Source organism: Bradyrhizobium sp. Ken01, assembly GCF_055807355.1.
Genome location: NZ_JBVVPC010000043.1, coordinates 1 through 12966, shown reverse-complemented (window position 1 = coordinate 12966; position 12966 = coordinate 1). Strand labels below are relative to the sequence as shown.

Annotated in this window: 11 protein-coding genes and 2 pseudogenes; 5 read left to right on the top strand and 8 right to left on the bottom strand. The window is 61.1% G+C overall.

The window, feature by feature from the left end; translation table 11 throughout:
• Positions 1 to 18: 18 nt before the first annotated feature.
• The 4 genes from AC0L3S_RS30640 to AC0L3S_RS30625 are packed head-to-tail and all read right to left on the bottom strand — an operon-like array spanning position 19 to position 3375.
• The gene (locus AC0L3S_RS30640) at positions 19 to 996 is read right to left on the bottom strand and encodes a branched-chain amino acid ABC transporter permease (RefSeq protein WP_473283343.1); all 978 of its coding nucleotides are present in this window, start codon (positions 994 to 996) and stop codon (positions 19 to 21) included.
• A complete protein-coding gene (locus tag AC0L3S_RS30635; protein WP_473283341.1) occupies positions 993 to 1847 on the bottom strand; it encodes a branched-chain amino acid ABC transporter permease in 855 nt (284 codons plus the stop codon). Before AC0L3S_RS30635 ends, AC0L3S_RS30640 begins: the two co-directional genes overlap by 4 nt.
• Positions 1844 to 2584 (bottom strand): ABC transporter ATP-binding protein, encoded by a 741-nt coding sequence (locus tag AC0L3S_RS30630; RefSeq protein WP_473283339.1) that lies wholly within the window; start codon positions 2582 to 2584, stop codon positions 1844 to 1846. The genes AC0L3S_RS30635 and AC0L3S_RS30630 overlap by 4 nt, the downstream gene beginning before the upstream one ends.
• Entirely contained in the window at positions 2581 to 3375 is a 795-nt protein-coding gene (locus AC0L3S_RS30625) for an ABC transporter ATP-binding protein (protein WP_473283337.1), read from the bottom strand. The genes AC0L3S_RS30630 and AC0L3S_RS30625 overlap by 4 nt, the downstream gene beginning before the upstream one ends.
• Before the next feature lie 385 nt (positions 3376 to 3760).
• On the opposite strand from AC0L3S_RS30625, the gene AC0L3S_RS30620 reads away from it, so the two are divergent.
• Positions 3761 to 3994 carry a hypothetical protein gene (locus AC0L3S_RS30620; protein ID WP_473283413.1) on the top strand — a complete coding sequence of 78 codons (234 nt, stop codon included), beginning with the start codon at positions 3761 to 3763 and terminating at the stop codon, positions 3992 to 3994.
• A 39-nt stretch (positions 3995 to 4033) separates the two neighbouring features.
• On the opposite strand, the pseudogene AC0L3S_RS30615 reads toward AC0L3S_RS30620, so the two are convergent.
• The 3 genes and pseudogenes from AC0L3S_RS30615 to AC0L3S_RS30605 form a co-directional block, all read right to left on the bottom strand.
• Positions 4034 to 4306: pseudogene (locus AC0L3S_RS30615) on the bottom strand (EAL domain-containing protein); the annotation flags it as partial.
• 1 nt (position 4307) lies between these two features.
• Positions 4308 to 5427, bottom strand: a pseudogene (locus tag AC0L3S_RS30610) (YihY/virulence factor BrkB family protein).
• A 458-nt stretch (positions 5428 to 5885) separates the two neighbouring features.
• Entirely contained in the window at positions 5886 to 7835 is a 1950-nt protein-coding gene (locus tag AC0L3S_RS30605) for an AI-2E family transporter (protein WP_473283335.1), read from the bottom strand.
• A gap of 1227 nt (positions 7836 to 9062) precedes the next feature.
• Here AC0L3S_RS30605 and AC0L3S_RS30600 point away from each other — a divergent pair.
• From AC0L3S_RS30600 to AC0L3S_RS30585, 4 genes are all read left to right on the top strand, one after another.
• On the top strand, positions 9063 to 10058 hold the full coding sequence (locus tag AC0L3S_RS30600; protein WP_473283332.1) for a L,D-transpeptidase family protein: 996 nt from the start codon (positions 9063 to 9065) through the stop codon (positions 10056 to 10058).
• A gap of 482 nt (positions 10059 to 10540) precedes the next feature.
• Positions 10541 to 11080 (top strand): histidine kinase dimerization/phosphoacceptor domain -containing protein, encoded by a 540-nt coding sequence (locus AC0L3S_RS30595; protein ID WP_473283329.1) that lies wholly within the window; start codon positions 10541 to 10543, stop codon positions 11078 to 11080.
• Entirely contained in the window at positions 10968 to 11300 is a 333-nt protein-coding gene (locus tag AC0L3S_RS30590) for an ATP-binding protein (protein WP_473283327.1), read from the top strand. The genes AC0L3S_RS30595 and AC0L3S_RS30590 overlap by 113 nt, the downstream gene beginning before the upstream one ends.
• A gap of 139 nt (positions 11301 to 11439) precedes the next feature.
• Positions 11440 to 11904, top strand: coding sequence for a hypothetical protein (locus tag AC0L3S_RS30585; protein WP_473283325.1), 465 nt, complete (start codon positions 11440 to 11442; stop codon positions 11902 to 11904).
• Positions 11905 to 12010: 106 nt separating this feature from the next.
• On the opposite strand, the gene AC0L3S_RS30580 is transcribed toward AC0L3S_RS30585, so the two are convergent.
• Positions 12011 to 12628, bottom strand: coding sequence for a LabA-like NYN domain-containing protein (locus tag AC0L3S_RS30580; protein WP_473283323.1), 618 nt, complete (start codon positions 12626 to 12628; stop codon positions 12011 to 12013).
• Positions 12629 to 12966: the final 338 nt, after the last annotated feature.

The window sequence follows — 12966 nt, the reverse complement described above, 5'->3', positions numbered from 1 at the left end:
TCCTCCCAATATGCGTCTTCAGGACTTCTTGGTAATACGGCGATAGAGGCCCACAAGACCGGTGGGCCAGAAGATCAGGACCAGTGCGAGCACCGATCCCAGCACGATCTTGTTCCAGTCACCGCCGAGCGAGAAAAGGTTCTGCTGGGCGATCAGGAGTGCGGTGCCGATCAGGGGCCCCAGCAGGATGCGGCGTCCGACCAGCACGATGGCGGTGAGCATGAGGACCAGAAAGTAGGATTCGAACATGTCCGGGCCCACATAGGCGCGCTGATACGCGTACAGCCAGCCGGCGAGCCCCGTGATCGGCGCGGATATCACGAATACTGCGAGCCTGATCTGGCGTGGATCGACGCCAAGGCTTGCGGCGAGTGCCGGGTTCATCTGCACCATCAGCGCAGTGGTGCCGAGGCGGGAGCGACGAAAACCGGCGATGAAGGCCAAAGTCAACACAAGCAGAGCGAAGGCGATCGGCCAGAGATCCTCTTGCATCGCGCCGGAGAAATTCGTGAAGATCAAAGGCAACTTTAAGGGCGGAATGCCGACGATGCCATCGGAACCGCCCACCGCGTCCCAGTTGAAGGCGATCTCGTAGGCGACGACGGCGGCCGCGTAGGTCACGAGCGAGAAAACGAATTCGCGGGTCCGCAAGGTGACTGCGCCGAGGAAGGCGGCTGCCGCGAGGCACAGCGCGATTGTCGTCGCAGCTGTGATCCATCCGTTAACGCCGTAGCTAACGGACAGGTTCGCGGCTGCATAGCCGCCGATGGCCCAGAACACGGTGTGCCCGAGGCTGACCTCGCCGAGATAAGACAGAATGATATCGGCGCCGTAGCACATTACCGCGAAGATCGCGATCGTGGTCAGCGTCGAGTAGACAACCGAGGTGCCGCCGAGCAGGCGCGGCAGGAAGAAGCCGATGACGACGGAAGCCGCGATTGCGACCAGGCGCAGGAACGGGATCGATAGCGGCCGGGGGGCTTCGATAGTGGTCATCTGGTCGCAAGCCCCGCGGGACGGATTACCAGCAAAGCCAGCAGTAGCGCAAAGGCAGCCGCCGTCGTGTAGGCGGGCGCAACGAATGCGCCGAAGAAAGCCGTAAACAGGCCGAGCCCGATGCCGGCCGCGAGCGCGCCGCCGATCGAGCCGATACCGCCTAGCACGACAACGACGAAGGTCATGATAACCTCGTTGAAGCCCATGCTGGTCAAGATCGGTGAACGGGGCGCAACCAGCGCAGCGCCCAGAGCCACCGCAGAACATTCGAACATGAAGACGAGCAGATAGACTGTCTTGGCGTTGATCCCGAACAGCTCCGCGAGCTTGGGGTCCTCGGCGACAGCGCGAATGACCGCGCCGAAGCGGGTACGCTGCGTGAATACCCAAACGGCGCCATAGAGCAGAATCGTCACTACAAGCACAAGCACGTCCTGCCAAGTGAACCACAGCGTACCAAGATCCACCTTGGCGCGCGCCAATGTTCCGGGGAGAATTTGCGGATTGCCGCCGAAGATCAGGGCACTTAGGCCCTGGAGTACATAGCCGAGCCCGAGTGTCACGATCATCAGGCTGGTCAGGTTCTGGGTCATCACCAGGCGCATCATCGCGCTTTGCATTAAAAGGCCGGTTGCTCCGAGCACCACAATTGCCACGAGGATGGCGAGCGGATAGGGCAGACCTAGCTTGGTGATGGCGTACCAGGTGACGAACGCCCCGAGCATATAGAGCTGACCATGGGCGAAATTCACGAGGCGCGCCACGCCTAGCAAAATGGTCCAGCCGAGCGCGATGCAAGCATAGCCGGAACCGAGCACGATCCCATTGATGATCTGCTGCGCGACGTTCATGTAGGCGCATCCGCGATGGTGCCGAGATAGGCCTCGATGATGCGGTGATCGGTCGCCATTAGGGCGGCCGCACCTTCGCCGACTACGCGCCCGCGTTCCAGCAGATAGAGGTGATCGACCACCTTGAGCGCCGCTTTCACATTCTGCTCGACCAGCAGCACCGGCAGCCCGCGATCCACCAGCAGGCGGATGCGGGAGAGCAGGTCGGTGATCAGGCGAGGCGCGAGCCCTGCGGAAGGTTCATCCAGCATCAGCACGCGTGGTCCGGCGAGCAGGGCGCGCCCGACCGCAAGCATCTGCCGCTCTCCGCCGGATAACGCCGCGCCTTTGTGCGAGCGGCGCTCTGCGAGCCGAGGAAAGAAGTCAAAGACCTCGGGGATGGTGAAGAGGTGTCTGCCCGTCGTGTCGGCCGGCGCGCGTACCAGCGCGAGGTTCTCATCAACCGTCAGTTCGGCAAAAATGTTCTTGCCCTCGGGCACCAACGTGAGGCCGCGTCCCACCCGGTGGTGGGCGGCGAGCTTCTCGATGTTGTGGCCCTCGAGCTGGACGTGGCCTGTTACAACGGCGTGGCCGCGTGACCAGCCGGCCAGCGCGTTGACCAGCGTGGTCTTACCGGCTCCGTTGGCGCCAACGAGGCCGATCATCCGGCCGGCTGGAACGTCGATATTGACGCCTGATACCGCAACATTGCCGGCATAGCGGACCGAGAGATTGTCGCTGCTCAGCACGCCGGTCATTCGTCGCGCCCCAGATAGGCTTCGCGAACCCGGGCATCGCGTTGGATCTCGGCCGGCGTTCCCGTCGCCAGCATGGCCCCCTGGTCGATCATGACGATGCGGTCGGCGATTGACATGATCAGGTCCATGTGATGCTCGATCACGACAAGGGCGAGCCCGCGCTTGCGCAACCCGATCAGAACATCGGCGAGCTTCTTCATGTCGCCTCCGCTGAGGCCGGCGGCCGGCTCGTCCAGCAGCAGCACTTTTGCTCCGGTGCCATAGGCAAGTGCCACCGACAGCAGCCGCTGCACGCCATAGGGAATGTCGCCCGGAAGCTGGTCATGGTACTGTCTTGGGATCCCGAAGAAATCGAGCAATTGTGCCGCGGCGATCTCGGCGGCGCGGCGGGTCGTGGCCTGCCGCCAAGGTGCGAAAAGCGAGGTCATCAAATTGGTCGAGAAGTCGCGGAAGATCGCCGAAACGGCATTCTGCAGAACGGTCAACTCGCCGAAGAACGAGTTCTGCTGAAAGGTTCGGCGCAGGCCGCGGCTGGCGAGATCGAATGTTTGGAGCGCGGACACGTCGCCGCTATCGAGGAAGGCACGGCCTCGATACGTCACGGCGTTGGTAACGGCTGCAAAGCAGGTGCTCTTGCCGGCGCCGTTCGGGCCAATGATGCCGAGGATCTCGTTGCTATGAACCGACCAGCTCACGTCGCGCAGCGCGACGAGGGCGCCGTACTGGACGGTCAGGCCTTCGACGCGCAGCACCTCGCCGGCACTCGGGCGCGTTTCCCCGGAACTTGCCACCCGGCTGTCCATCCCTTGTTGTTCGGATCGCAGCGGTGGCGACCGATGTTATTGGCGGGCAACTAACGGGCAATCGATGCGGATCAAACTGCGGAGAGAAGCTGCCTCGCAAGGGCATCGTATTGCTGACAGACAGCGAAAACTTGTGCTGACTGGTTGCCTTCAGCAGCCTGTAGCGCGCACAGCGCACGCTCAACCCGCGGCAGCAGCTGGTTCGCCCGGGAAGCTCCTGCAGAATTGTCGCTCGGCGCGTACCTATGCAGGGCGCGAAAACCGCCGCGCGGCCCAGGCGATCGAATGACCTAGCACCTCGTTAAGATGCCCTAAAGCATCGATTAAAACCACTTGTTTCCCTGGACGAACTAGGCTGTTTGTGGGGGAGACCATGAACCACGAACTCATGTTCGCGGCACTGAACGCCACGAACGAAGCCATTCTACGTTCGGCGAACAGCTCCGAACTTTATCAAAGAGTTTGTGATGCCGCGGTCTATGGCGGCCACATTCGGATTACAGCTGTCCTGTTCCCGAATAACACGGGGTCGCTCGACGTCGTCGCTGCAACGAGCGAGGATGGATGGAGATGCTACCTGCTCGATGCGGCTATCGCTGGCACCTAGCAACCGCGAAATTCCGTCCGCCGAAACCGGGCGACTGAACAGAAAACCTTGAAACTCATGACACTTGAAATCCTTTAGAATAGCGTCTTGTTGGGCGGTCTCGACCCCTTCGGCAACTACGGTGAGACCAAGCGCCTTTCCAAGCGTGATGATGGCTACGGAAATAGCGCGGTCTTGAACGCTTTCACTGACTCCTCCAACGAAGCAACGGTCTATCTTTATCGTGTCGATCGGGAAGCTTTTCACCAACGAGAGAGACGAATAGCCCGTTCCGAAGAGAACGTAGCAGGCCTGCCGGCAATTCGAGGACACGTCAATGTGGCGAGGAGCCCAGCGTGTCGGCTACCCGAGCCCCACGTTGTCCCAACGGTTTTTCACCGCCGGTAGTGGTGTCTCGAGCAGTCTGATGCTCCATCTCCGCATCGATCTCAGCGCCCAGGAGGATGACAATGGCGGAAATCCACAGCCAAGTCATGAAGCCGATGATCGCCCCAAGCGAACCGTACGTTTCGTTGAACTTGCCGAAGTTCGATGCGTACCAGGAGAAGGCTCCGGAAACCGCGATCCAGAGCAGAGCCGCGATCGCGCTTTCCCCAGGTGACCCACCGCCAACGCGCCGTCTCTCGGCTTGGGCCGTAGCGATAGATTAGTGCCAGCGCGAGCGCCAGGATAAGGAACATCGCTGGCCACCGTCCGATCCGGAGCAGAAGCTCGCCTGCACTCGACAAGCCCACATAGCTCAGTAAAACCGGCACTGCCACGACAGATCCAAGAGCGACGATGATGAAGGCGATGCCACCGAGCGTAAAAGCTAGTGAGATGGCGTTGAGCTTGAAGAAACCACGCTTCTCCTCCTCGCCGTGGACGATGTTCAAAGTATCGAACAGGGACTTCATGGCCGCGTTGGCACTCCAAAGCGAAGTGACAAGGCCGATCGCAAACGTAATGCCCAGGGTATGCGAACCCTTCGAGGACACCTTGGTGAGCTGCTCGCGAGCGATATCGATCGCACCGCCCGGCAGAAATCCGCCGAGCTGATCCAGGTGCCGCGTTATGCTGGTGGGATCGGCGAAAAGGCCATAAACGGCGACAAGCGCGGCGATGGCAGGAAAAATGGCGAGGATGCTGTAGTAGGTCATGCCCGCCGCCAGCGCCAGGACACGGTGCCTGGAGATGTTCGTGTAGACCCGCAGAAGGATGTCCTTCCATCCCCGCGCCGGGATCTCCGAGGGGGTTGTCGCCTGGCGGCCGCGGTCCTGCTCAGCCCCCTCTGATCCAGGGTGCGAGAAGGGAACAATGGATGGGCTCTCCTGCCGATCCTGGGCCGTCGGCAGCAAGCGATCCCAGACGACCGCAATGCCGAGAAGCGCCAATGTGGACGCGAGTGACCGACCGATCGACTGCCGCTCTGAAATGTCCGGGTGTTTCGTCATGCCTCTGTCATCCTCGCCTCACGAGCCGGGACAACTTTGGTCCGATCACGATCGTTCCTGTATCGCTTCGCCCTAGGCGCACGCCAGTCGCGGATTTTGCAACCGAGGACGATCCCGGGCAACGAAGCCCTAACCGCATTTGCAGCGACGATGACTCAATCGCCGCGCATCAGGCCGTAGAGACGACCCACAGAGCCAACCCCGTGGTCAGCGCCACCAACATCCTCGTGGAAAGATCGCCGGTAGATCCGCGGGGCCACGTCTTTCGGACGGACATAGGAGAGCGACAAGTCCGCCCCGATAGGAGCTGAGATCGTGTGACATTCGGCTTACCTCTGTGCCATTCACCGGCTGAACAGACCTCCGCGGGAAGGGTTCCCACGCAACAGAGCCGACGAGGGGCAAAGCTGTTGCGGTAGGCTCGACGTCAGGCCGAAGGAACGTGCCGCGGCCTCGATCTAGCTCGCTTGTGATGCCCCCACCGCGGCAGTGCTGCATGGCGCGATCTCCTTACGAGCCGCCGCTACACACACGTTCACCGCCTCGCGGAGCGAGGTGACGTAGTAATCCGCGCCGATCAGGGTCTGAACCTGCCGGTCTTTGACAACGTCATCTTCAGCCGGCCACAATCCGACAAGGATGGGTACGCCCGCCGCTCTTCGCTTCAACCGTTGCAGGAGATAGCGCAGGTGCGAAGGGTTGCCTCGGATATCGAGGTAGGAGATGCAGATGATGACGGTACCTGTCACGTCGAGCGCGGTGATGGTTTCGCGCGATGCGGCGTTGTACCTAGCGACCCGCGCGCCAAGACCATGCTTGCCAAGAAGTTGCGCCAACATTGCAGACGCGGCCTCGTCGAGCGGCCCTTTGCCGGCAAGGCACAGCACGGGCGCCGCTCCTTGCCATCGCGCCGGAAGTGCGGATTGGCGGGGACTGTGTTCGGGCGGGGAATCACTTGGGATGTCCCGTTGATCTCTGGGTGTGCCGGCAGGCTGAGTGTCTCGTGAGGGCGGATTTTGATCCTCGTGCTCGGCCAGTTCGCCGATGAGTCCGTTTATTGTATTCCGCACACGTTCAAGATGCCTTTGCCCGATCACGCCACGTTCGGCATCGTTAGCCGCCAGCTGCAGGCCTTTGAGAGCGACTTCGTCGTAATAGGAAGACAGCGATCGCTCTTTCAGCAGCAGCTCGGCGTGATCCTGGGCCTCGTCCGCGTCTCCCGCCAGAATGCGCTGATAGAAACTCTCGATTGGCGTGAGCGGCGGGCGATCTCCAAGCAGGATGTCCAGGAACTCTAGTCGATCGACATATCGGCCGAGCACGACCAGGCACAGCGTAAGCGGCATCGAGAGCACCAAGCCGATCGAGCCCCAGAGCCAGCTCCAGAAGATCGCAGATACCACGACCGCGAGTGGCGAAAGGCCGGTGCTGTGGCCATAAAGGATCGGTTCGATGCCCTGGCTTACTCCAAGTTCGACCACGACATAGAGGACCGCTGTCCAGATCGCCATCGACCATCCCGGATCGACGGCTGTCGCGAGCGTGATGGGCAAGCCCGCTGATATGAACGAGCCGATGTAAGGCACAAACCGCAGCAGCCCGGAAAGAATGCCCCACAGCACAGGATTAGGCACGCCGATGAAGAACAATCCTCCGCCGATGATCACACCGAATGCCGAATTCAATCCGAGTTGAGCCAGGAAGTATCGGCTCAGCCGCTGTGCGGCGTCGTCCAGTGCCACCGTCGTCCGATGGAGGTCCGTCGCACCGAACAGCCGGATCATCCGATCGCGCAGATCCTCCTTCTGCAGCAGCACGAAGATCGAGATCACGAGGACAATTCCCAGCGTTGCGAACGGCGATAGGATAGGAGAGAGATACTTCTGGAGTAGCTCGAGCGGGCTCGATCTCTCTGGCTTTGAGCCGGGCTGGTCACCTTTCACGGGCTGCTCGGCTCCAGCCGAGCCTTGCGGTGCCGTCTGTCCCGGCTTCGCATCGTAACCCACACGCTCAAGCAGGCCAGAAGCCTTTTCGGCCAGGTAGGTGCGGGCGGCTTCGATCTTCTTTTCGATCGTGCCTGCATATTCAGGTGCGCGGGGTGCCAATTGTGCGACCTGCGATCCGATCAACGTCCCAATCGCACCGATGATGGCAATCGCGGCAAAAACAGCAATCAGCACAGAAGGTACCCGTCCCAGTCGCCACCGTCGGAGGAGATCGACTAGTGGGGACAGCACGAACGAAAGAAGTATTGCGGCCGTGATCGGCACGAGCACTTCGCGCGCCAAATACAGCGCCGCTATTACGACGACCCCTATTTGAAACGACAGAACTGAGGCGATGGCTGGCGCCTCCGCGGCCGGAACGCTTTCCTGCAATGGATTTTGGGGACGCTCTGTCTCTGCCACGGAAAGCAACCCAATCGCTGAGGCGGCACCAGCTTGAAGGTAGTCGGCGAACAGTTCGGCGCAGCAAATGTTCCTGGAGCGGCGGACGCGCGTCGACGCGACTCTGCGGAAGCCGCGATGGCTCAGCCAGCACCGAAGCGAACCGCTCGGAACGCTCTAGTGCGAAGTGAGCTTTTCGAGCGTTGCTTGGAGGAGTTGACCATGAGCCGCGGATTGCCATCAATGACGGCCTTACTGGGGATGCTGGCGATGGCCGGCTACAGAAGCGACACAAACTAGCCGAGCTCTTGGGAGGCACCGCTCTGGGACGTCCGCCGGGGCTCATCCGTCCCTCCAATCTCGGTGCCCTTCTTGGCGGCGCGGGAGCCGGTGGGTCGATCAACGGCGGAATTGGCCAACTGCTCGGGGATTGGACCGAAAAAGCCAGGGGAGGTGGCGCAGCCATGGAGCGTCCTCCCGCGCATCACGCTCTCCCGACATCCCATGCACCGCGTCGCAAGCGCAGCTGCTCGCTGCGGCCCTGGCTTCGGCATATCCTCCGCTTGCAAAGCCCGGGAAAAGCATCATGCCGCCGAACGAGGTGGTGTCCCACGTAGTTCGCTCCAGTTGAAAGCAGCTAGGCACCTCTTGGGCGACATCGTTTGGCTGATGCGCAGCGAGGGATCATATCATCAGCCGTCGGCGCCGCGGCCTCCGAAGAGGGGGGATCAGCTCGGGAGCGTTGCCGTTACACCCGAAAGTGCCCAAGAAGGGTTTCCGCTCCGATCCGAGCGATCCCAGCGGAGTACATCCGGGGTCGGCCGGGAAAAAGTGGAAACTTTCGTCACCCAAAGGAGTTGCTAAAGAACTTACATGTCCGCGTCTGGAGCTTGAGAATGGCCGAAGCCTTGTCGACCGCGACAGAGACAGCTTCGTCCGTCTTGTGCGTGGATGTTGTGGGTGCCGGCGACAGCCGTCCCTGCGCGCTCGAGGTTAATCTGCAACGGAGATGGGTGGGCCCCGACGGGGAAGTCGAAGAGCACGCCCGCTGCGGCTTCGATTACCTTGCCCAGCTTGCTCCGAACAAATGCTGAGCCGGTTGGAGGCGATCGTGGAGCGAATCGTCGTTCGGAGCTCGCGTCCCAAATGGACCCTGCTTGCCCTGTCGTATCTTCTTTCCGCGGTGGTCGTTTGCGTGGTGCGCTCTGGCTTCTTTGCGTTCGGGTAGAGCAGGTGAAAGGTCATCGCATGTCGTCTCTGAGAGCAAACCTGATACTGATTTTTGCCGCAGTATTGGCCCTCGGCCCGGCAATGGGTGCCGAATTAACTGTCGAGTCTGTCAACTCTGCAGAGCCGTCAAATAAGCCGCTCTCCACGGACAAAATGACCCCTGTCGCCGTCCAGCTGCAGGTCCTGCTCGACAGGGCGCACTTTTCGCCAGGCGAGATCGATGGCAAATTCGGAGAGAACGCGAGGAAGGCCTTGGCGGCCTACGCGGAGGCTCAACAACTGCCTACAGGCGATCGGCCCACGGACGAAGTTTGGAAGACGCTGCGCACGGACAATCGACCGATCATCTCGGATTACGCGATCACTGATAGGGATGTGGCAGGTCCATTCCTAAAGAAGTTGCCCTCCAAGATGGAGGACATGAAAGACATTCCGAAGCTTAGCTTTACAAGCCCCAGAGAGGCGATCGCAGAGAAGTTTCACATGAGTGAGCAGCTTCTGACCGCGCTCAATCCCGGCAAGAAGTTCGACCGCGCGGACGAAAACATCGCGGTGGTGGACACGGGCCGGCGCGAGGGCGATGATTCAGCCAAGGCCGACAAGGTCGAGGTGGACAAGACGCGCCAGAGCGTCAAGCTGTTCGACAAGTCCAATGCCCTGATCGGCTTCTACCCGGCCACCGTCGGGAGCGAAGAGAAGCCCTCGCCATCGGGCACGTTGAAGGTCACCGAGGTCAGCTCCAACCCGACATATCGCTACAATCCGCGCTATCATTTCAAGGGAGTGCGTTCCGACAAGCCGTTCACGATCAAGCCAGGCCCCAACAATCCGGTCGGCACGGTGTGGATCAGCTTGTCGGCGGAAGGATATGGGATCCATGGCACGCCCGAACCGGGAAAGGTTTCGAAAGCGGAATCGCACGGCTGCGTGCGTCTTACGAACTGGGACGCTGAGCGCGTCGCCGCCCAAGTATCGAAAGGCACGCCCGTGGAATTCGTCGCTGGCCCAGGTTGAGCGTCTGGCTTGCTGGCCGAGAAAGATGACGAAAGCCGCTGTGAATGCTTCGAGGCGGCGCACGACTAACGGGAACCAAACCTCAGGCAGATCGAACTATTCATCCCGAAGTCGTTCAGATGGCCTGCGAGGAGCAGTTCATCGACGCTCGTCAGAACCGGAACGATTTCCGCAGCTGCGCTCGAATGGTTGCCAGCGGCCGGGCTGAATTAACGTGATCTGTCCACGCGTAGCGTCGGCTTCCGGGATGTGTTCCCGCAGACTCTGCCCTGAATTGCTGCAGCTGCGGCCGGAACGTCAGTCCACCACCAGCTGTTTGACATCTATGAACAGGCTCTATCTGCTGGTCTTGGAGCACCAGATTCGAGAGTTGCTCGATACGGCATCTCGGCCTGCATCATGGTGGTCTGTGTCGTGCTTCAGATGGGCCTTACTGCCGGGCGTGTTCATCTCGGGCCATCTTCGACCACGGATCCGGCATCTTGGCGGCGCTCATCGCCGTCACAGTGGGGGCCTACCTCAGCTATCCCGGCGCATTCGCGCTCGACTACCTGTCGACCAACGCGCTGTTCTCGATCACCGCAGCCGCGACGGCGCTCGTAGCCGAATTTCAGCGCATCGAGCTCCGCCGCGTCATGATGGCGGACAAGACCAAAGCCTTGCTGCTGCAGGAACTGGCGCACCGGACCAAGAACAATCTCGCGGTCCTGGGGGCCATGATCCGGCTGGAGGCTCGTCATGGCGGGCCCGAGCTCGCGCGTCCGCTGGAAGCTACCGCACGCAGGCTGCAGGTGATGGCGGAGGTCTATGACCATCTCTCGCCGAAGGAGGACTCGCGCTCCGTCAACATGCGCTATTTCCTGAAACGTGGTCGAAAAGGTGTTCGAGTCGCTGGCGCCTTCCGCGCCTGTGGCTTTCCAAGTCTCATGCGAGGATTTCTCGCTGCCGCACAACCAGGCACTCGCGATCGGCATCATCACCAACGAACTCGTCACCAACTCGCTGAAATACGCTTTTCCTGACGAGACCGCGGGCCATATCACCGTCTCACCGTCAGACAGGGAAGGAATCGAGCTGTCGGTCTCCGACAACGGAGTTGGCGTTTCGGCCGCAGCCGTCCCGGGCGGATTGGGCTCTCGGATCGTGCAGCTGCTCACGCAGCAGCTGGAGGCGAGATCACATACGAACGGCTCAGCCTGGGGCTGCGCGTCCGAGTGCGTGCGTCATGACCAGCTTAGTTAGGTGGTGGCTCTTCCGACGCACGCAGTCGATCGAGCAAGGACTCCGGGGAAGGCGATCTCGCGGGTGGTTTCGGAGTGTCTCGCTTGGAACGTACTCGGCCTCGCCGGCTTTTCCCGTCCTGAGCCGGAGGGAAAACGTGATGAAATCGTCGCTGGTTCTCGCGTTCGTACTTGGTGCGTCGACATCGATGGCCTCGGCCCAACCGGAGAGATGGACCAGGTACACCATTCCACAGACCGGCACCTCCATGGATTTTCCATCCTCGATCTTCACGGAACAAGCTGGTCGACCCGACGGCTACGGTCAGCGCTTCCGAACCGCAGATGGTCGCGCCGACCTCACGATCCAGGCCGCGCCCAACGAGGCGAACGACTCACCCGCTACCTTTCTCGCGAAGAAGCATCCGCCCCCGCGCATCCAGTACAAGCGGGTGACACCCCGCTTCTTCGCGGTGTCCAGCTACAAGGGCGACAAGGTCTGGTACAACCGGTGCAACTTCTCGGGACGGCTGGTCCATTGCGTGCTGATCAACTATCCCGCCGAAGAGGAGCGAGCCTGGGACAACGTCGTCACTCGCATGAGCCTGTCTCTCAGCGGCAGGTAGGTGGGCAACAGACTTTTTCCAGCCATCGCTGAGACGGGAGCGGGGTGCTCTCGCAGTCAGTCCCTCGCAGGGCGCTGCGAGCCGCACAGGACGGATCCGGATTAGATTAGTCTGGTTCCGCAGGCAGCGATGGCTTGCGAGGCCGCCGCGCCCTCACTCCGCTGGTACCCTCTGGGTCGCGAGAGGGCGGACGATCCGGAGGGACGCGACTCGTTTTAGCTTGTAGCTCCAGAAGGTCGGTGAACACGTCTGCCTGTCGGCGGAGCTCGTCGGCGACCATCGCCGGCTGCGTGGAGATGGTAGACACCACGGTGACCCTGACCCCGCTGCGCTGCACCGCCTCGACCAGCGAACGAAAATCCCGGTCGCCGGAGAACAAGATCATCTCATCGAGTTCGCCGGCGAGTTCCATGGCGTCCACCGTGAGCTCAACGTCCATGTTGCCCTTGACCTTCCGCCGTCCGGATGGGTCGACGAATTCCTTCACCGGCTTCGTGACGACGCTGTACCCGTTGTAGTCGAGCCAATCGACCAACGGCCGGATCGAGGAGAATTCCTGGTCCTCGACCAGAGCCGTGTAGTAGAAGGCGCGAACCAGGGTGCCCCGGCTCTGGAATTCATGCAAAAGGCGCCGGTAGTCGATATCGAAGCCTAGGTTGCGGGCGGTGGCATGAAGATTGGCGCCATCGATGAACAGCGCAATCCTGCTTCGTCGGAGTGACATGGTCGCGACTCGCATTTAGCCGGCGCGGAAGCGATCCGGCCGACCTCTGATTCAAAAGGAAACGGGAGTTTGTGTCGGGGCGGCGTTGCCTGGCCGCTCACTCGGATTCCGTGAGACACGACACGAATGCGAGCTCCGACGAGCGAGAGGCTATATCCGATCTTTCTCGGATTCAAAAGCCTTTTTGATGAACGCTTGAACCTGCGCTGGGAACTCAAGACAATGCAGTAAGTGACTCGGCAACCGCCTCTAGTGCTCAAGTGAACCGCCCCGGGTTTGCCGGAGGCCATTTGGTTTAAGTTATGCCGCCATAGCTGGTTGTTCCAGCATGGCGTAGT

Bases quoted from the DNA above. Each gene is read 5' to 3' on its own strand.
- AC0L3S_RS30620 (WP_473283413.1), top strand. From the start codon at position 3,761: ATGAACCACGAACTCATGTTCGCGGCACTGAACGCCACGAACGAAGCC.
- AC0L3S_RS30585 (WP_473283325.1), top strand. From the start codon at position 11,440: ATGAAATCGTCGCTGGTTCTCGCGTTCGTACTTGGTGCGTCGACATCG.
- AC0L3S_RS30635 (WP_473283341.1), bottom strand. From the start codon at position 1,847: ATGAACGTCGCGCAGCAGATCATCAATGGGATCGTGCTCGGTTCCGGC.
- AC0L3S_RS30640 (WP_473283343.1), bottom strand. From the start codon at position 996: ATGACCACTATCGAAGCCCCCCGGCCGCTATCGATCCCGTTCCTGCGC.
- AC0L3S_RS30630 (WP_473283339.1), bottom strand. From the start codon at position 2,584: ATGACCGGCGTGCTGAGCAGCGACAATCTCTCGGTCCGCTATGCCGGC.
- AC0L3S_RS30600 (WP_473283332.1), top strand. From the start codon at position 9,063: ATGTCGTCTCTGAGAGCAAACCTGATACTGATTTTTGCCGCAGTATTG.
- AC0L3S_RS30580 (WP_473283323.1), bottom strand. From the start codon at position 12,628: ATGTCACTCCGACGAAGCAGGATTGCGCTGTTCATCGATGGCGCCAAT.